The organism is Actinokineospora sp. HUAS TT18, from assembly GCF_051364635.1.
Classification (GTDB): domain Bacteria; phylum Actinomycetota; class Actinomycetes; order Mycobacteriales; family Pseudonocardiaceae; genus Actinokineospora.
This window is the reverse complement of the sequence record NZ_CP195645.1, coordinates 1,998,827-2,016,962: the sequence shown is the minus strand read 5'-3', so window position 1 is coordinate 2,016,962 and position 18,136 is coordinate 1,998,827. Positions and strand designations below refer to the sequence as shown.

15 protein-coding genes and 1 pseudogene are annotated in these 18,136 nt (G+C 70.4%); 10 read left to right on the top strand and 6 right to left on the bottom strand.

Annotated elements, in window-relative coordinates; genetic code table 11:
• Positions 1-24: 24 nt before the first annotated feature.
• From ACSHT8_RS08895 to ACSHT8_RS08875, 5 genes are all read right to left on the bottom strand, one after another.
• On the bottom strand, positions 25-2,013 hold the full coding sequence (locus ACSHT8_RS08895; protein ID WP_436499529.1) for a VirB4 family type IV secretion system protein: 1,989 nt from the start codon (positions 2,011-2,013) through the stop codon (positions 25-27).
• Positions 2,013-3,320, bottom strand: a complete 1,308-nt coding sequence (locus ACSHT8_RS08890) for a PrgI family protein (protein WP_436499527.1) — start codon at positions 3,318-3,320, stop codon at positions 2,013-2,015. The genes ACSHT8_RS08895 and ACSHT8_RS08890 overlap by 1 nt, the downstream gene beginning before the upstream one ends.
• A complete protein-coding gene (locus ACSHT8_RS08885; RefSeq protein WP_436499525.1) occupies positions 3,317-5,617 on the bottom strand; it encodes a hypothetical protein in 2,301 nt (766 codons plus the stop codon). Before ACSHT8_RS08885 ends, ACSHT8_RS08890 begins: the two co-directional genes overlap by 4 nt.
• Positions 5,618-5,620: 3 nt before the next feature.
• The gene (locus tag ACSHT8_RS08880; RefSeq protein ID WP_436502022.1) at positions 5,621-5,944 is read right to left on the bottom strand and encodes a pilin; all 324 of its coding nucleotides are present in this window, start codon (positions 5,942-5,944) and stop codon (positions 5,621-5,623) included.
• A gap of 263 nt (positions 5,945-6,207) precedes the next feature.
• Entirely contained in the window at positions 6,208-7,266 is a 1,059-nt protein-coding gene (locus tag ACSHT8_RS08875; protein ID WP_436499524.1) for a hypothetical protein, read from the bottom strand.
• Between the two features lie 557 nt (positions 7,267-7,823).
• Between ACSHT8_RS08875 and ACSHT8_RS08870 the strand changes: the two genes are divergently transcribed.
• From ACSHT8_RS08870 to ACSHT8_RS08825, 10 genes and pseudogenes are all read left to right on the top strand, one after another.
• Entirely contained in the window at positions 7,824-8,918 is a 1,095-nt protein-coding gene (locus ACSHT8_RS08870; protein WP_436499522.1) for a hypothetical protein, read from the top strand.
• The gene (locus ACSHT8_RS08865) at positions 8,915-10,201 is read left to right on the top strand and encodes a TRM11 family SAM-dependent methyltransferase (RefSeq protein ID WP_436499520.1); all 1,287 of its coding nucleotides are present in this window, start codon (positions 8,915-8,917) and stop codon (positions 10,199-10,201) included. Before ACSHT8_RS08870 ends, ACSHT8_RS08865 begins: the two co-directional genes overlap by 4 nt.
• A pseudogene (locus tag ACSHT8_RS08860) lies at positions 10,198-10,797 on the top strand (DNA cytosine methyltransferase); the annotation flags it as partial. The gene ACSHT8_RS08865 and the pseudogene ACSHT8_RS08860, both read left to right, overlap by 4 nt.
• 82 nt (positions 10,798-10,879) lie before the next feature.
• Positions 10,880-11,215, top strand: coding sequence for a hypothetical protein (locus ACSHT8_RS08855; RefSeq protein WP_436502263.1), 336 nt, complete (start codon positions 10,880-10,882; stop codon positions 11,213-11,215).
• Positions 11,216-11,220: 5 nt separating this feature from the next.
• On the top strand, positions 11,221-11,571 hold the full coding sequence (locus ACSHT8_RS08850; RefSeq protein ID WP_436502262.1) for a hypothetical protein: 351 nt from the start codon (positions 11,221-11,223) through the stop codon (positions 11,569-11,571).
• Entirely contained in the window at positions 11,568-12,506 is a 939-nt protein-coding gene (locus ACSHT8_RS08845; protein ID WP_436499519.1) for a hypothetical protein, read from the top strand. Before ACSHT8_RS08850 ends, ACSHT8_RS08845 begins: the two co-directional genes overlap by 4 nt.
• On the top strand, positions 12,503-13,078 hold the full coding sequence (locus tag ACSHT8_RS08840; RefSeq protein ID WP_436499517.1) for a VUT family protein: 576 nt from the start codon (positions 12,503-12,505) through the stop codon (positions 13,076-13,078). Before ACSHT8_RS08845 ends, ACSHT8_RS08840 begins: the two co-directional genes overlap by 4 nt.
• Entirely contained in the window at positions 13,075-13,830 is a 756-nt protein-coding gene (locus tag ACSHT8_RS08835) for a DUF7221 family queuine tRNA-ribosyltransferase-like protein (RefSeq protein WP_436499515.1), read from the top strand. Before ACSHT8_RS08840 ends, ACSHT8_RS08835 begins: the two co-directional genes overlap by 4 nt.
• A gap of 131 nt (positions 13,831-13,961) precedes the next feature.
• Positions 13,962-14,216, top strand: a complete 255-nt coding sequence (locus tag ACSHT8_RS08830) for a helix-turn-helix domain-containing protein (protein WP_436499513.1) — start codon at positions 13,962-13,964, stop codon at positions 14,214-14,216.
• A 173-nt stretch (positions 14,217-14,389) separates the two neighbouring features.
• Positions 14,390-15,529: a tyrosine-type recombinase/integrase gene (locus ACSHT8_RS08825; protein ID WP_436499511.1), complete on the top strand. Its 1,140-nt coding sequence runs from the start codon at positions 14,390-14,392 to the stop codon at positions 15,527-15,529.
• A gap of 99 nt (positions 15,530-15,628) precedes the next feature.
• On the opposite strand, the gene ACSHT8_RS08820 is transcribed toward ACSHT8_RS08825, so the two are convergent.
• On the bottom strand, positions 15,629-18,067 hold the full coding sequence (locus ACSHT8_RS08820) for a hypothetical protein (protein ID WP_436499509.1): 2,439 nt from the start codon (positions 18,065-18,067) through the stop codon (positions 15,629-15,631).
• Positions 18,068-18,136: the final 69 nt, after the last annotated feature.

The following is an 18,136-nucleotide window of genomic DNA, read 5'->3' as shown; positions in this document are numbered from 1 at the left end:
GAACGGGGGAACGAAAGGGGGGTGTTAGGCGGCGTCGAGTTCGACCTGGTCGCCGGAGTCGAACTCCCCGAACTCGTCGGCCCCGGCCATGCCGTCGGAGTCGTCGCCGAATCCGACGTCCACATAGGACTGCCCGGTATCGTCGGACTCGTCGGCATACCCGTCGGCGGCGTAGCCGGCCAGCTCAGCCGGGTTGCTCGTGACCAGGAAATGCTCGGTCGGGGAGGCCAGACTCTGGAACGCCACCCGCTGAGTTCCTGCTGACAGCAAGCCCTGTCCACGGTCGGCCGAGAGCAGGAATTGCCGTTCCCCGGCGGACAGGTCGAACGTCGCGGTGATGTCGTCGATGGCTTGCGACGCCTGCCGGAGGAGCACCTGGGTGGCGGCGTTGGCGATGACGGCCTTACCGAGCTCCGAGCCGAGCACGTCCGCAGTGTCCTGCGTCGCGACGGTCAATCCCGCCCAATGTTTCCGGGCCGCTTTCGCCATTCTGAAGAGGAACTCGCCGCCGGACTTCTCGCGCATCAGCAGCCACGCTTCGTCCACGACCACCAACCTCGGGCGGCGGATCGCGGGGTTGCTGACTCGCCGCCACACCGCATCCAGGACCAAGAGGGTGCCGATGCCTTTCAGCTCGTCGGGCAGGTCCCGGAGACTGAAGACCGTGAGGTGGCCTTCGGGGTTCGTGGTGGTCTGGCCGTCGAAGAGCTGTTTGAACGCCCCCTCGACGAAGGGGTGCAGCCTCGCGGCGAGGTCGGCGGCGGCCCGGTCACCGGCCTGGCCCGCGGTGGCGAGTTGGTCGCGCAGCCCCCGCAGGGTCGGTGCTGGGCGGGTCCAGGTGCGGGCGTCGGCGGTGATCCCCACGGCCTGGTAGGTGGCGGCGATGCCCCGGTCCAGGGCGGCTCGCTCCGCGGCCTCCAGTTCGGTGCCGACGAGCACGCCGATCACGGTGTGCAGGTACAGCGACCGGCGGATGAGGGCGTCTCTCGGTGCGGTGCGGCGGCCGTCGGCTCGCGTGTAGATCGGCAAATCGAACGGGTTGAGCCGGACGTTCGCCGCGCCGAGGTGGACGTAGGTGCCGCCGACGGCGGCGGCCAAGCGGGCGTACTCGTCCTCAGGGTCGATGACCGCGATCTCGATACCCCGATACAAGCTGCGGAGGAGTTCGAGTTTGACGAGGTAGGACTTGCCGGAGCCGGAGCGGCCGAGGATCACGGAGTTGTGGTTGTGCATGGCCGGGGCGAACCGGTCCCAATGCACCAGGCTCTGGCTTCCGACGTTGTAGCCGTACAGCACCCCGGATGGCGCTGCCACGCTGGTGGGGTCGGCCGGCGGGAGATCGGGGCTGGTGAAGGGAAACGCAGCGCTGAGTGCCGACGTGTCGAAGGTACGGCGCATCCCGATCAAATCGAGACCCATCGGCAGACAGCTCACCCAGCCCTGCAGGCTGCGGTAGGTCGTGTGTTTCGCGTCGAGCAGCAGGCTGGCGCACAGGGACCGAAGTGCTGCGACCTCGTCGGCGAGGGTCTTCTCCGAGGTGGCGTGGATCGTGAGATACAGGCCGACCCGGTAGAGCTTGCCTTCGCCGCGCGCGATGCGGCTGGACAGGTCGTAGGCGTCCTCGGTGGCGGCATCCACCTGGGGGTCGTGCAGGCGGCCGTGGTCGGCGGTGTGCCGACGCCCGCTCTCCAGCTTGGCGAGCTGTTTCTTGAGCCGGGCGGCTGCGGTGGCCGGGTCGATCGGCTCGAGATGCAGGGAGACATCCACCCGGCCCGGATAGCTCAACAGCGGCGAGAGCCAGCCGGGGTGCACCTCACGCGGGAACCCGGTGACGGCGAAACTGGAGACCCACTCACCCCCGACCTCCAGGTGCCGTGCCCCGACCGACAACGAGTCCGGGCTGAACGCGGCGGCGCCCTGCACCGGGCCGCTGGTGCCGCGGCCGGTGTCGCGGCGCGGGCCGGAGATTTGCGGCCGGATCTTGCCGGTCCGGGTACGTGCTCGGGTAGCCATCAGAACCGCCTCCGTCCCAGGCCGGCGCCGACATCGTCGGCGTCGTCCTCGTCCCTGTCGTCCTCGTAGTCCCAGTCATCGACGTCGTCGTCCTGGTCGGCGTCGTCCTGGTCGCGCTGGTCGGCGTGCCAGAACGCTCTGTCGGAGTCGGCGAACCTGTCGTCGTCCTCGTCGTCGGTCAGGTCGCTGCCCGCGGTGGTGATGACCTCGTCGGCTCCGGCCATGTCAGAGGAGGGCGGCAGGAGGCTGTCGGGGTTGCACGCGGAGGCGAGGACGGCGGTGGCCTGCCCGGCATTCAGTGGGGTGACCACGATCCCGGCCGGGTCGAGCAGCTCAACGGCTTCGCCGAGGCGGCGGACCAGCCGAGACTCGGCCGCCCGCCGCCCCGCCGCGCTCGCCGCACCGGTGGCCGCCTCGGCGCGGCGGCGCCTGCCACCGGCCAGCCAGGCGAGTACGGCCACCGGGCCGGGGCCGCCGAGCCCAGCCGCCGTGGTGGCGCCGTCGAGAGGTTCGCGCAGGACCAGCAGGACCTGGCGGCAGAGCAGGTCGGTCTGCTCGCTGAGCTGGGCGAGATAGTCCGCGTGCTCCAGCGCCGCCGCCTCCAAGGCGGCGTGCGGCAGCCCACCCGCCCGCGCCCGCAACTCGCTGATCTGACCGGTCAAATCGAGCCGCTGCGCCCGGACGAGCACCTGCACGGGGGCCGTGAGGCTGTGCAGGAAGCGCCCGAACGAGGCGACCAAGCCCTCTTGTTCCCGCGCGGTGCGCAAGGCGAAGTTCACGGTGCTGGCCACGGCGACGACGGCGAGCCCGTCAGGTCCGAGGTCGACAATCCCGACGTCACTGCCGGTGTCAGCGATGGCCCGCGCGGGCAGCCGCAACGCCGAGGGCGAGATCTGCTCTCGCCCCGGCGCCGTGCCGGTGCCACGGCGCCGGTCGCGGCGGGCCGACGTGCACTTCCCGCCGCCGGTCGTGTTCGCGGCGGTGGTGAGCCAGGCGGGTGCGGGCCGCACACCTTCGGGAGCGGCGACGCGGTGGCACGGAGCCAGGCGCTGGCGGATCGCGGCGACCAGCAGCCGGTCCATGCTGATCCCGTCGCGCTGCCCGAGTGCGAGGATCGCGGCGGCGGCCCCGACCGGGACAGCGAGGGCGAGGAACACCGGGATCGGCACCACCGCGCGGGTCGTGGCCCACGCGGCATACAGGCCGAGGCCGGTGATGGCGAGGATGGCGAGTTGGCGGGCGGTCAGTCCCAACAGGACGCGGTCGGCCATGTCGACGTCGGCGGGAATCCTTACCGGAGAAGTCACGACGTGCCTCCAGTCTTCGGTGGGTTCGGCGGGGTGGTGCGTGTCGGTTTGGGCAGGTCCAGTGGCAGCCGGAGCTGGCCTCCCGCACGGGGTGCGGGCTTCTTCGGCGAAGCCGGGGGCGCCGGCGGCGCAGGGGGTGCGGGTGGCGGGGTGCGGCGTACGCCGTCCAGCGGCAGCGGGTACTGCCCGGCGCGGGTGGGCCGGGTGCCCTTGTACGGGTCGAAGGGCAGTTCGATCTGCGTGCCGCCGCTGCGCCGCACGGGTGGCGCGGGCGGCGGTGGCGGGCTGGGCGGGCGCGGTGTCCGACGGACCTTGAGCGGCAGCGGGTACTGCCCGGCCCGGTTGGCGCGGTTGCCCCTGTACGGGTCGAACTCGAACTCCAGTTGCTGCCCGCGCGACCGGGACCCCGGACGGCTCGTCTCCGGCGGGACGGGCGGCGAGGTGGGTGGGACTCGCTGGACGTCCAGTGGCAGCCGGTATTGGCCGTCGCGCCCGAGGACAGGTCGCTTCTCGGGCCAGTCGTCCCCGAGCGGCAACGCCAACTGAGTTCCCTGCGGCGCCGACGACGACGGAGGGGACCAGCGGCTGCGTTTCGGGGCGTACTTCACGTGCGGCGGCGGTTGCGGTTTGCCGCGTTTGAGGCCCTTGAGCGGCAGCATGTACTGCCCGTCGGCGGTCGCCCGCGCCGTGGCGTACGGGTCGGCCGGCTTGGGACCGCCGCCGCCTTTGCCGCCCGGCCGCCGCGGTTTGCCCCCGCGACCGCCGCGGCCTCCGAGCAGGCCGAAGGTCTTGTAGGCGATGAACCCGCGCACCAGCGAGCCGACCAGCGAGCGGCCACCGCCGCCGCGCACCGAGCTCAGGATCCAGAACGGGATCTTGAACAGGATGTACATCAGCGCCAACGCGACGAGCAGGTTCACCAGCCCGGACGAGTTGGGGCCGAACAAGGTGAACCCGCCCGGTGTGAGGAGCACCTTCATCGCGGTGATCAACGTCAGGCTCTGGCACACCTGGATGGCCAGACAGCCGCCGAACGCTTTCCACCACCACTTCGCGATGCCCTCGGTCTGCGGCAGCGCATGGAACATCAGGGCCAGTGGCGCCCCGGCGACGAGCACGATCGTGGCGGCGACCCGCACGATGTAGGTGATCAGCAAGACGACGAGCATCCCGGCCAAGACGATCCCGATCAACAGGATGAACACGCCGCCCGTGGTGATCGAGCCGGTGACGAGTTCCTTGATCGCCGTGCTCGCCGAGTCGGCGTCGACACCGCCACCCATCACCGCTTGCGAGAGGGCGTTGGCGATCGCGATCGCCTTGCTCGCCACCCACAACGACAGGGCTCCGGCGAGGAACCCGACCACCAGGCGGGGCGCGATCTCCTTGACCGAGTGGCGGGTCTGCAGGGTCTGATAACCCATGAGCAGGATCCCGGCGATCAGGACGAGCATCGCGTAGCTCGCCAGGAGGATCTGCCAGGAGTTGTTCCACAGCTCCCCGATGCGCGGCATCGAGTCCGGTGTCGGGGTGGTGAGCAGCGTCTTGGACAACAAGTCCAAGAGCGGGTTGAGCGCGGCGGTGACGATGCCGCGGAAGAAGTCGTTGATGGCGTTGGTGATGCACCCGCCGATCGAGGTGATCCCGCACTCTTCCCGCCCGTCGCCGCCTTGGCCCGGCTGGTTGGAGCCGGGGTTGGTCAGCGGTGGCGCGGTGGTGGGCTGCGGGATGCAGCCCTCCCCGGTGCACGGCGGCGGCGCCGAGTTGGTGGGCGCCGGAACGCACCCGGCCTGTGGAATCGGCAGCTCCGTCACGCACGGCGGCAAGCTCGTCGGAATGGGCAGCGGAAGCCCGGTCGGCGTCGGCCAGGACGTCGCTGTCGGCAGGGAGCAGATCGGGCTCGGCGAGCCCGGCGGGCACCCCGGCGCGACCGTCGGGATCGGTAGCACAGGGGGCTCGGCGGCGACGGGCAGAGGGCCGCGCGCGGCGGCTGCGGTGACGTCGGCGTTGACGGCGAGGGTGCCGCCGAGCAGGATCACCAGGCTCACCGTCAGCAGCGCGAGCGCGCGGCCTCGCGTCAGGTTCGGCAGCCACCTCGCCAGGCGCAGCCGCCGGTGCGCGCGCGGGCCGCCGCGGCGGGCGCGCACGTCTCCCGGCGGTGCGAGCAGCACCCTGTCGCCGGGGCCGGAGCCTGCGGATCGGGCCTGGATGTGAGCGTCGACGCTCGGGCCGCGAACGGTCGGAGCGGCCGATGCCGGGGCTCGGGTGGGCGCGGTCGGCGCTGGTCGGCGGGCCATCGCTCAGGCCCCCACGATGCCCTTGAGCACGGTCACGACCAGCGGCGCCAACGCCGCGAGGCAGTAGCCGATCCCGGCGGCCTTGAAGCACTCCTTGGCCTTTTCCTGCTCGCCCGGATCGCCCGCGCCCATGACGCGGCGCACGCCGCCGATGGTGAGGAACACGGTGGCGATCCCGGCCAGGACGCCCATGATCCAGTTCCGGATGTTGGTCAGGACCTCGTCGACGGATCCGGCGATGGCGAGCACGTGCGTGGTGTCCGCGTGCGCCGCCGGACCCGCCGCGGCCGACAACACCACGGCGAGCACGGCGACCTCGGCGAGCACCACGACCGTGCGCCGCACCGTGCCGCGCCGCGCCGCGCAAGCCGCACGGGTCACAGCCACGGACGGAGCCGATGGGGACTGAGTCGACGGGGCGTGCGCCGTGGAGGTCGGCCGCGACCAGTGGGAGAGAACCCGGCTGGCGCACGCACCCGGCAGCGGGCGCGAAGGCGTGACCGAGTCGCGGCGGGGACGATGGTCGCCAGGGGTGCGCTCACCGCCGCGCGTGGCGCGGTGGCCGGGTCGGGGGTGGCGGGAGGAACGGGTCAGGCGGCACACGGCGGCACCTCCGGAGTCGCGTTCGACGGCTGCCCGGTGGTGCGGGCCTGCTGGTCGAGCGGGGTGGTGTGCGCGGGGGCGGCTGGTGTCCTCCCGCAGCCCAGGACTCCGAAATCGGCCTCCTTTTCCGAAGGCCGATACCGAACCGTTACCGCCAACTTCTCCGCCGAGTTGCTCACCCTGCGTGACTTGCCGCGCGGTCGGCGCAGGCCGGATCCGTCGCCATTGGCGGCGGCGGTGATCGTCACGGCGCCGACGGCCGCGATCTCGACATCGTGGTCTCGGCGATCGCCGGGATCGTCGTGCGGGGCCTGCTCGGTCAGCCACGCGACCAGCCGGGCTTCGGCCTGGCTGCGCATCCAGTGCAGGGCGGAGACCTTGACCCCGGCGTCAGCCGCGGCAGCGGTGAGCGAGTAGTCCTCCAAGCGGGTGGAGCCGATCAACTCGGCCTCGTCGCCGGTGATGGCGCCCTCGGCGACCGCGCGAGCCAGGACGAAGTCCGGATGACCCGAGGGCGGGGCGGGTTCGCTGGAGTGGAAGCTGTTCCACGCGGGCGTCGGACGGTCGAGCGCCTCCCGGATGAACAGGTGTCCGGCGCGCAGCGCGGCGCACCGAAGCCGCCACATCACCCACGGCCGGACCAGGTCGATGGTGGCCAGCTCGGACAGGAACCCGGTCAGGACCGCGCTGTGGATGTCGCGGTGGTCGTCGGCGAACTTCGCCGACAGCCGGGCGGCGATGGAGACCAACGCGGGCAGTGCCACACCGACGCACGCCACCGTCCACGCGCCGCCCTCATCGCGGGAGCGGGTGATCAGGTGCATCCACACCAGGTCCACAGCCGACAGCGGCAGCGAGGTATCGAGCAGCAGCTCGCGCAACTCGTTCACCGGCACACGCCGGGCGGGCAGGCCGGGGAAGAAACGGCCGTCGACAGACAGCGGATCCGGGCCGGTGGTCAGCCACTCGAACGCGGCCCGCGCGGACTCCAAAGGCAGGGAATCGGGCTCGAAAGGCGTGTCACCGAATACGCGACTCGGGGCCATGATCGGCTCCTTTGCAATGGTCGAAACAGCAATGACCACCACAGGAAGCCAAACGACGTCCCCCAAAACGCAACAGAACGCCACCAAAAGTCCACCACAACGCCACCGATGATCTCCAGTGATCGTTTCCAGTCGCAACAAAGATCATCACGACCCGCACGACAGCCACTCCGGTCGCCGAGAGGGAGATCGTTTGATGATCGTCGGGAATAGCCTTCCATCTGCGGAACAGTGGCTAGATGGCGTTTTGGTGGCGATCCGGTAATAGTCGGCCAGCTGGTCGGACACCCCGACCGGCGTGCCCGCGACGCCAGTGGGCAGGGCGCGCGGAAATGTCCGAGAAATCTCTCGACAGCACAGGGCACGACGGGGAACGGGCGGCCACATAAGCGTGCCCGCGTGCTCGTTGAGGTTTTTCGGTTAACGACGAGGCGCCCAAACGGGGCGATAAAGATTCGGTAACAGGTCCGGGAATCTGGGGTGTTTTTCGGAGTCCTGGGGTGTCACAGGCCGCACGCACAACGCGGCACACCCTCGAAGACTCTGCGAGGTACCCGATGCCCCAGTCCGATCAGCCCGCGCGCCGTCCGGCGTCGCACGGCCCGAAGCGGCGTGGCGACTCCACCCGTCCCGCGGCGGCCCGCCGGGGAGGCGAGCGGCGGCCCTATCCGACGGCTGCGACCACCACCAGGGTCAGCCCCGCCAAGCCCGGCTCCACCGCTCGCGGCCGGTCACGCGGGTCCACGGACACGCCGACTCCGACGACGGTGTGGACGGCGAGCGCGACCGGGATCGACCTCGACGCGGCCTGGCCGACGCCGCTGGTCGAGAAGATCGTCGCCGCGTTCAGCGCGCCCAGCGGGCGGGTCGCTCTGCTGCCCTGGCCGACCTCGAACACCACCAGCGTGCGGCGGCGCGGACTCGGTGTCGTCGACTCCGACGGGGTCATCCGGCACGCCCCCGACGACACCTCCTGCGGCGCTCCCGGCGACACCTCGGACGTCGACCTGACGGCCGCGCTGGACACGGTCGAGCACCTCGGGCGCCACGGCCGCGTGGTGCGCGTCGCCGCGCCCGAGGAGTCCGTCGGGCCGGTGTCGCGGCCGTTCTGGGCCGACCTCATCGGCGACCCCGCATCACCCTCGGCGGCGGTACCGGCGGCGTCCCCGCACGGCTTCGACACCGTCGCGCCGGACGCCGACTTGGTCATCACCAGCCTGCGTCCCGCCGACGCCGGCGACCGCGTCGGCGACGTCGTGGCGCTGCTGGCGGCCCGGCTGCTGCGGGTCGGCGGCATCCTCGCCGTGCTCACCCACAGCGACTGGTCGCAGGGTGAGTTGGTCGATCCGACCGGTGCGGTGGTGGCCGCAGCGCAGAACGCGGACCTGCTGTACCTGCAGCACGTCGTCGCCCTGCACGTGCCGGTCCGCGACGGTCGGTTCGCCACCGAAGTGCTGCCCGACGACGACGGCTCGACGGCCGAGCGGCGGGCGCGCACGGAGCACCGCGCGACGGTGCGGGAGCTGCCCGCGCCCCACACCAGGGTCCATTCCGATGTCCTCGTGTTCGCCCAGCCGCACGAGCACGAGCCGCCCCCGGCGAGCCCCGTGGACCCGGCCGCGCAGGCGCCGCAGACGGGGGGTGCGCGATGACCGGCGCACCGGCTCCGCACTCCAGCAACCCCGCAGACCACCGGCCCGTCTTCAGCGACCTCGACAACGCATCCGCCAGCGAGGAAGGCACTCCCGTGGCCGACGAGCGCACCCCCGCCACCCCGTCACCCGACGCCGCCGACAGCGCGGCTGACAGGGCCGCGGACTGTGCCGCGGACGCGCCGACCGTGCGCATCCCGCGCGCGGTCATCGACGCCCTCGACACCGTGAACGCGGACAGGAACACCGCTGTCGGTCGACCCGTGTCCAGCTCGGTGCACGACATCCTCGACGAGCTCACCACCGACATCGACACCGGCGAGGTGCCCGTGTCGGTGTGGACGACCGCGCAGTTGGCCCCGGCGGCGCAGCGCAAGGGCCGCTACGTCCCGGAGTCGACCGCGCACCCGGCCAAGATGCTGCCCGCCGTCGCCGCGCACGCCATCGCCCACTACACCCAGCCCGGCGAGCTGGTGCTCGATCCGATGGCCGGGATCGGCACCACGTTGGTGGAGGCCGTGCACGCCGGGCGCCGCGCGGTGGGGATCGAGTACGAGCCGCACTGGGTCGATGTCGCCCGCCGCAACCTTGCGCTCGCCCGCGACGCGGGCGTCGAGTCGGAAGGAAAGGTGTTCCACGGCGACGCCCGACAGATCGCCGCGCTGCTCCCGCCGGAGCACCTCGGGCAGGCGGCGCTCGTCGTCACCTCGCCGCCGTACGGGCCGTCCACGCACGGGCAGGTCGCGGTCGCGCCCGGCAAGGGGGTGCAGAAGTACCACCACCTCTACGGCAGCACCCTGGACCGCGGGAACCTGGCCAACATCGGCCACCACCGGCTGCTCACGGGGTTCACCCGCATCCTCGCCGGACTGGTGCCGTTCCTGAAGCCGGGCGGTCACATCGCCATCACCATCCGCCCGTGGCGCGAGCACGCCGAGCTGATCGACCTGCCCAGCCAGATCCTCGCCTGCGGCGTGCACGCGGGACTCATCCCGGTGGAACGCTGCGTCGCCTTGCTCGCCCGCGCCGCCGACGGCGAACTCGTCGCCCGCGGCTCGTTCTTCCAACGCGACTTCATCCGCAAACAGCGCGAAGCCGGGCTGCCGCTGCACCTCATCTCGCATGAGGACGTGCTCGTGTTTCGTACCCCTCTGCGCAGGACCTTGGGTTCAGGAATCTCGACCGAACTTCAGGAATCCCGAGGGTTCGTCAGCGGCCAGACGCGACACGCCGGGAACCCACGTGGTGGTGGCTCGGGCGTGTCGGGGAGCTGGGCGGCATGAGCAGCCGACCACGCCGCATCACCCGCCGCACGGGGCACGGCCCCGCTCGCGTCGCCGTCACCACGGCGACGCGGGCGGGCCGGGTGGCCACACCGTCGGCCGTCGTGGACACCGCGCCCGACACCCTCTCCGTCGCGTCGAGCGCGGGGCCGGTCGTCGGGTCGGTGTGCACCGGCTACGGCGGCTTGGACGTCGGGGTGCTGGCCGCGTTCGGCGGCGGACGTGTCGCGTGGTGCGCCGACCCCGACCCGCACATCACCCAGATCCTCGCCGCCCGGATGCCGGGTGTGCCGAACCTCGGTGATGTGCGTGCCATGGACTGGACGCAGGTGGAGCCGGTCGAGGTGCTGACCGCCGGGTTCCCGTGTCAGGACATCAGTGCGGCCGGACGCCGGGCGGGTATCGAGAAGGGCGAGCGCAGTGGCTTGTGGGCAGACATCGTGGCGGGCCTTCGCCTACTACGACCCGCGCTCGTCGTGGTGGAGAACGTCGCCGCGCTTCGCTGGAAAGGCGGAGGTCTGCACCGTGTACTCGGCGACCTGGCCAAAGCAGGGTATGACGCGCTCTGGCGTAGCGTCCGCGCCTGCGACGTCGGTGCCGCCCACCGCCGCGAACGCGTCTTCATTCTCGCTTGGCGTCGAGACCTGCACCGCGTGCGAGCTGTTGTTGCCCACGCCCATGACCACCCACTCCGGGCGGACACCCGAGCAGTGCTTCACCCAACGCCCGACCGGCGGCGGGGCGCGGCGCCGCGCGATCAGCGACCTGGCCACCACGTTCCCGCTGTTGCCCACCCCGACGGCGTCGGATGCGAAGAACTGCTCCCACACGACGCACCGGGGTGGACCGTCGCTGCCCGACGAAGCCCGGCTGCTGCCGACCCCACGTGCCACCGACGGCACCAAGGGCTGCCCAGCGCAGCGAGGATCCAAGGGCGACCTGATGCTGCCCTCAGCGGTCATGCACCTGCGGGCGCCGACCAGCCACACCCCGAACGACACGGCGATGGCGTAGCCGCCGTGCCGCAGGACGATCCGGGACGGGTATCGGTGGACGACGGGGTGCTGTGGGGCGCTTATGCGCCCGCGGTGCGGTGGTGGGAGCAGGTACTCGGGCGACGAACACCGCCCCCGACACAGCCCGGCACCCATGGCCGCCCCGTGCTCGCGCCCGCCTTCGTCGAGCACCTCATGGGCCTGGATCCCGGCTGGGTCACCGACCTGCCCCTGCCTCGCACCGCGCAGCTGCGCGCTCTGGGCAACGGAGTCGTGCCACAGCAAGCCGCCCACGCGATTTCGCTCCTCCTCGCCGACCTCGCGGACCTGCTCGACATTCACCACTCCCACACGGGACAGGAGGCCGCGGCATGACCACCACACCGCACCTGACCGCGCTCGATCCCGGACCCGCGTTGCGGCTGCTGTCCCTGGGCGCCGGGGTGCAGAGCACCGCCGTGCTGCTTCTGGCCTGTGAGGGCGTGATCCCGCGCTTCGACATGGCACTGTTCGCCGACACCGGGTGGGAGCCCCGCGCGGTCTACGCCAACCTCGACCGACTCACCGCGCACGCGGCGAAGGCGGGTATCCCGGTGCGCCGGGTGTCGGCCGGGAACATCCGCACCGACGCCTTGGATCCGAAGCACCGCTTCGTGTCCATGCCCCTGCACACCCTCAACCCCGACGGCTCCCGCGGCCTGGCCCGCCGCCAATGCACCAGCGAATACAAGATCATCCCGCTGAAGAAAGCCGCGCGGGAACTGCTCGGCTACCCGCACCCACACCGGGTGCCGCGCGGGGTGTACGCCGAGCAGGCCATCGGGATCAGCACCGACGAGTTCACCCGCGCCAAACACTCCGGGCTTCGGTTCCTGCGCAACGTGTTCCCGCTGATCGACCTCGGCTACGACCGCACCACCTGTACGGAGTACCTGGCCGGGCGGGGCTTCGGGGACACGGTGAAGTCCGCCTGCGTCGGTTGCCCATTCCACGGCAACGCCGGGTGGCGCTGGATCCGCGACCACGACCCACACGGCTGGGCCGAGGCGGTCGAGTTCGACCGGGCCATCCGGGACGGCTACCCGCACGCCACCACACACGGCCAGCCGCTGCGCGGCCAGTACTTCCTGCACCGCTCCTGCACACCCCTCGACCAGGTCGACCTCGACGCAACGGTGAAGCGCGAACGGCACCTGCGCCTGATCACCACCGACCAGGTGCGTGAGGAGGACGCGGACCCGGATGGCTGCTCACCCTGGTCCTGCCGCTCCGGGGAACCGGTCACCGGCGCGGGGGAGCGGGCGGCATGAACACCCCGACCACCCCGACCACGCCGACCGCGCCGAGGTCGGCATCGCCTCGGCCGATCACCGGGCGCCCCACGGTGCGAGGCGTCGCGACGATGGTCGGCTACCTGCTGTCGGTCGTCGCGGCCAACGTCGCCTCGGTCCACTACCCGCCGCTAGCTCTGGCCGGTCTGCTGGTGCCCGCGGGCACCCTGTTCGCCGGTGCCAGCCTGACCGCCCGCGACCTGCTGCACGACGCACTCGGCCCGCGCGGTGTGGCCGCGGGCATCGCAGCCGGAGCCGCACTGTCCGCCGCGCTGGCCACCCCGCGGATCGCGATCGCCAGCGTGGTGGCGTTCACCGTCTCCGAACTCCTCGACGCCCTCGTCTACGCGCGGTTGCGTCGTCGCAGCCAGTTGGGCGCTGTTGCGGCGTCCAACGCGGTCGGGCTCGTGGTCGACAGCATCCTGTTCGTCCCCTTGGCCTTCGGCAGTGCCGCCGCCATACCCGGGCAGATCGTCGGCAAGGCAGCCGCCACCATGCTCACTCTGCCCTTCGTGCACGCGGGTGCTGAGTCCCGACGGACGCGGCGATGAGGTTCTACCTCGGCACCCACCAACCGGCCTGGCTCGCCCGCGACCTCGGGATGCCGCTGCTGGTCAGCCATCGACGCCTCGCCGGGCGCCGCGGTCTCCCGCGCGCCACCGGCCCGTGGGCATTGGATTCCGGCGGGTTCACCGAACTGTCTCTATACGGACGTTGGCGCACCGACGCCGCCGCCTACGTCTCGGCGGTCCGCCGCTACGCCGGCGAGATCGGCAACCTCGAGTGGGCCGCACCCCGCGACTGGATGACCGAAGAACATGTGCTGGCCCGCACCGGCCTGAGCCTGCGCACCCACCAACACCGCACCGTCACCGACTACCTCCGACTCCGCGACCTCGCCCCCAAGTTGCCGATCATCCCTGTCCTGCAAGGACAGTCGATCACCGGCTACCACCGCTGCGCCGACCTCTACGAGAAGCACGGCGTCGACCTGGCCGCGCTGCCTTTGGTCGGCGTGGGCAGCGTTTGCCGCCGCCAACACACGGTCGAGGTCGAGCGGATCGTCCGCGCGCTCGTCGAGCGCCGCTACCGCTTGCACGCGTTCGGAGCGAAAGTCCTCGGCTTGGCCCGCTACGGCGACGCGATCACGTCAAGCGACTCGATGGCGTGGAGCTACCAGGGCCGCTACAGGACTGGGTGCGGGCCGTCGCACCGGACCGAGTCGAACTGCCTTCGATTCGCCTGTAGTTGGTACTGGCGTGTCATGGACAACGCCAGGTTTGAGGAACCCAGGGTCGCCTGACTGTCAAGTTCTGTCCCCGACACCGTTGGAGGTGGGTCATGTCCCCGAGCAGGACGCAGCGTCGGGTCGCTGGTGCACGCAGGCCGGCGGCCGCGCGTGAATCCGGCGATGCGCCGAGAGAACATTCGCCTGTGGACGCCACCGTCGACGAGGTTTCCCCGGGGCCGGTGGAAGACGCAGTGGTGGTGCTGTTGACGGCCGAACAGGCAGCGCAACGCTTGCAACTGCGGGCATCCTGGCTGCGGCGCAAGGCCGCCGCTCGAGCGATTCCCTGTCGGTACGTCGGCAAACACCTGCGCTTCACCCACGACGACCTGGTCGCAATAGCCGATCAGTCCAAATCGGACCCCAAGACGACGAGGATCGCGCGCGGTCGCGTCACCTGATCGGGCGGCCTCCACCGGATTCCTTGACTGGACCCCAAGACGGACGGGTCCATACACGTGTTGTGTTCGGACACCATGCTTGAGATGGGGGTGAGCTCGTGGCGTACTCGGAGCCGTCCGGGCCGAGTTCATGGCGCGTGCGCTTTCAGAAACCCGACGGCACACTTGGCTCGGTGTCCGGGTTCACGACGAAGGACGACGCAGACGACCACGCCCGAGAGATCAACGTCGACCAGCGTCGCGGCCACTTCATCGACCCCGACGGCGGACGAACCCTGCTCGGCGCATGGGCGCAGGAGTGGTTCGACGCGTTGGACGTGGCCCCCAACACCGAGCGCCAGTACCACAGTCTGTGGTCCAACCACTTGGAACCCGACTGGGGCCTGTCATCACTCGCCGGAATCACCAACCTGTCGGTGCACAAATGGGCCAAAGGCAAACGCGCCGACGGCTACGCCACCAGCACCGTGTCCACCATGGTCAAGCTCCTGTCGATGATGCTGTCCGACGCCGCCGACGAGAAACTCATCCACGCCAACCCCTACCGCGCCAACCGGCGCGGCAGGCGCCGCCACGCCGCAGTCCGCGAACGCGTCCACACCAGCCCCGAAGGCGCCCTGCGGCTGGCACTACACGCTGGCCTGCTCGCGGGCTCGTGGGCGGCGGTATTGCTGATCACAGCGGCCTGGACCGGCGCCCGGTGGGGTGAGCTGCTCGGCCTGCGACGTTCCAACCTGCATCTGGACGGACCCGTCGGGTACATGGTCATCGATCCACATGAGGGCGCGCTGCTGGAGATCGACGGCGTGTTCAGCCTCGGGCCACCCAAGACCGCCGAGTCCGCGCGCACCATCATCCTGCCGCCGTTCCTGACTGCGCTGCTCCGCCACCACCTCACCACCCACAACCACATTCACGTGTTTGTCACCGCCGAGGGACAGCACCCACGCCGATCCAACTTCGCCCGCCGCGTCATGCGTCCGGGGGCCGACGGCACCCGTGGCTACCCGGAACACTGGCCGCGCCTCGACCCCGTGCAACCCGGCCTGACCTTCCACGGACTGCGACACAGCCACAAGACCTGGATGATCGCCGACCTCATCCCCGACATCGCCCAAGCCAAACGCCTCGGCCACCGACTCGCCGACAAGATCGAACAGATCTACAGCCACGTCGCCCCCGAAGTCGAAGCCCGCCTCCTCGACAACCTCGAACGCCGCTGGCTCGACGCCGTACGCGCGGTCACCGCGACGGAACGACACTGCGCCGAGCGGATCGCAAGCCTTGCGGAGATCACGACGGGTACCGCGTAGGACGAGATCCGCCAACGCCACCGCGAAGTGAATCCGGCTCGCGGTCGTTCTGGTCGCACGGCTAGCTCACCAACACCCGTCGATCATCCTGGGCATTGTCTAGGTGATGTGGCGAAGTCGGGTGACGAATCGCAGCTCTGGTCGTTGGCCTGCGATACCCCAGTCATAGTTGTGCACGGTCGCTTCGATCAGGCGTCGGGTGCGGTCATCCCAGGTGTCGGCGGTGGTCGCGTACAGGAGGCGATCCGCTCGCAGCAGGGCCGCCGCCTGGCATTTCTTGGTGATGTCGCGGCGGAGTTGGTCGTTGCTGCCGTTGCCGAGTTTGCTGGTGGACTTGCACTCGGCGACGATGAGGATGTCGTCGGCGTAGGCCACGAGGTCGAGTTCGACCTGCTTGGCGCCCGCGTGCACGAGTTCGATCTCGTCAACGTCGATCAGTGGCGTGCGGGCGCCGAACTCCACGGCGAGGTGACGCGACAGCAGTGCTGGCACTTCGCCGTTCTCGTTCAGGAGGCGGTGTGCCACGGGGTGTAGGTCGTAGAACCAGGTAGGTTCGTCGAGTGGTTTTCGCCATGCGGTCTGGTTGAGGTCGTTGCCCGTATCGCAGCGGTGGCATGTCCAGCGCTGGGCGACTTGGTCTACGGTTTGGAATTGCACCTCTTCGCATGTCGCGCATCCCACGACCATGCCGCGGCGAAGGATCCCCGCGGCTAGTGCTTTGTCGAGTTCTTCCCGTACCCGTCGAGCAGGCAGCCCGGCGGTGCGGAAACGGAGTCCGACGAAGTTCAGGCAGCCCACCCCAGCGGCGAGTCGAACGCCGTCGCTGTTCGGGTACGCCTGGGCGGCCGAAGACCCCGACGGTCTCATGGCTCGGATCGCGGGCAGCAGCGCGCCGCTGAACAAGCGGACGAACTCGTCTCGGCTGCCGAGCATCCGCCCGAGTTGAGCGCTGCGGTGGCCAGCGGGGCTGAGCCGGGTGGTCACGTCGTGTTCGCGGCATTTCGCCGCGATCCAGTCCGAGAGACTGGGCTCGCGGACCTTGGCGCGCGCGAGTCGGTTGTCGGCTTGGATTCCGCTGATAACGAGGTCGTAGCGTTGTGCCTGGTAGGAGGTTCCGCGGCGGCTTCGGCGGCCCCAGGTGTAGTAGTCAGGTGTGTCGGGTGCGAAGACTGCCTGGCTGGCGAGTCCGCGTCCGAGCACGCCCCGGGGTTCGTCCCAGGTCACATCGACGTGCCATCGGAGGTCGGCGGCGGCGAGGCCGGGGTTGCGCAGCGCTGGGGCTGGCAGCGGCGCGGCCATCGTTCTCGTGCCGTTGGTGTCGACGTGGACCGGGATGGCCAGGTTGTCGTCGAACTGGTCGGCGACCGCCAGGTGTGTGCGGGTCGGCTGCCGCCAGGACAACTCACTGGCGGCCTTGACCGTGGCACGCGGTGTCAGTCGGGACAGGTCGTCGCTGTCGGCGAGTAGCCGCAGGTGGTCCCGGTCGCTCGCCAGTTCATCGACCGTGCGGGAAACCGACGTGAGGATGAGTCGGCTGCTGGACCGGCGGGCGTCCATCGCGATCCGATTGACGGCGGGGCGCAGCAGCGGCGGTACGCGGTCGGTGCGGATGCCGACGGAGGCGGGCAGCCAGTGGCCGACTCCGTGGGTGAGCTTCCACAGCCTGGCAAGGGCGAAGTCTTCAGGCTCGTCACCGACCACGAGCAGGCGTGGGACATTTCTGCTGGTGCCAGCCCAGACCGTGCTGAGCCCAACCATCGCGCGCTCCTGGGACGTCGTGGTCTGTTCGGTGAGGACACCGGCCACGACGGTGGTGGAGTGCAGGAGTTGTCGGGGCAGGTTGAATCCTTGGCCGCCCAGCAGCCAGTCCACCAGCATCGACAGTTCGGTCTCGCCGAGCGACGGTTCCTCGGCGTCGGGCGACGGTGTGTCGATGACGCCCGCGCGAGCCGCGGTGGCCACGCCGAGCAGGCCACCCCAGTCTGGTGGGCAAGTCAGCGTGATCCCGCCGGGTGTACCGGTGGCTTGCGCGGTCTCAAGAACGTCATCAGGCCAGGGAGCCACGAACATCGAGTTGGGCTCGTCCCACTCGCCATCGTCGGACCTGTGTCGATAGACGGAGCAAACCTCGGCGATCTGTTCCCGAGCCCGCAGGTCCCCGTCATTCGGACCGTGGTCGGTGTCGCGTGAGCCATCCAGGAGACGCTGCCGTTCAGGTTCACCCACGGGGCGACCGTCGTCGCCCTCGACCTGAAACCAACCGGGACGCAGGGTCTCGAGCTCGCCGATCGTCGCCGACATCGTGACGACGTAGTCCGGATCGTAGGCGCGGCACGCGGCCAGGAGCGTCTGATCGACCTGACCGCCCCGATGCGGAACCAACGCGAACCCTGGTCCACCCCACCGCAACTCGGCCAGGTAGAGCGCCTTGCGCGCCCAGAATGTCCAGTTCGAGGCCCCGTCGAACACGACGATCACCCGCGACGGGCGGAGCCCCACGCTGACAGTGGCGTAGTCGATGGTCGGTTCCGAGCTCATCGGGCGATTAGACACCTACCAGCGATGCGACTTGGTACGACACGGCCATTGCGGCGACGTCGTTTGTGC

Bases quoted from the DNA above. Each gene is read 5' to 3' on its own strand.
- ACSHT8_RS08895 (WP_436499529.1), bottom strand. From the start codon at position 2,013: ATGGCTACCCGAGCACGTACCCGGACCGGCAAGATCCGGCCGCAAATC.
- ACSHT8_RS08855 (WP_436502263.1), top strand. From the start codon at position 10,880: ATGACCACCCACTCCGGGCGGACACCCGAGCAGTGCTTCACCCAACGC.
- ACSHT8_RS08885 (WP_436499525.1), bottom strand. From the start codon at position 5,617: ATGGCCCGCCGACCAGCGCCGACCGCGCCCACCCGAGCCCCGGCATCG.
- ACSHT8_RS08865 (WP_436499520.1), top strand. From the start codon at position 8,915: ATGACCGGCGCACCGGCTCCGCACTCCAGCAACCCCGCAGACCACCGG.
- ACSHT8_RS08820 (WP_436499509.1), bottom strand. From the start codon at position 18,067: ATGAGCTCGGAACCGACCATCGACTACGCCACTGTCAGCGTGGGGCTC.
- ACSHT8_RS08835 (WP_436499515.1), top strand. From the start codon at position 13,075: ATGAGGTTCTACCTCGGCACCCACCAACCGGCCTGGCTCGCCCGCGAC.
- ACSHT8_RS08870 (WP_436499522.1), top strand. From the start codon at position 7,824: ATGCCCCAGTCCGATCAGCCCGCGCGCCGTCCGGCGTCGCACGGCCCG.
- ACSHT8_RS08875 (WP_436499524.1), bottom strand. From the start codon at position 7,266: ATGGCCCCGAGTCGCGTATTCGGTGACACGCCTTTCGAGCCCGATTCC.
- ACSHT8_RS08845 (WP_436499519.1), top strand. From the start codon at position 11,568: ATGACCACCACACCGCACCTGACCGCGCTCGATCCCGGACCCGCGTTG.
- ACSHT8_RS08840 (WP_436499517.1), top strand. From the start codon at position 12,503: ATGAACACCCCGACCACCCCGACCACGCCGACCGCGCCGAGGTCGGCA.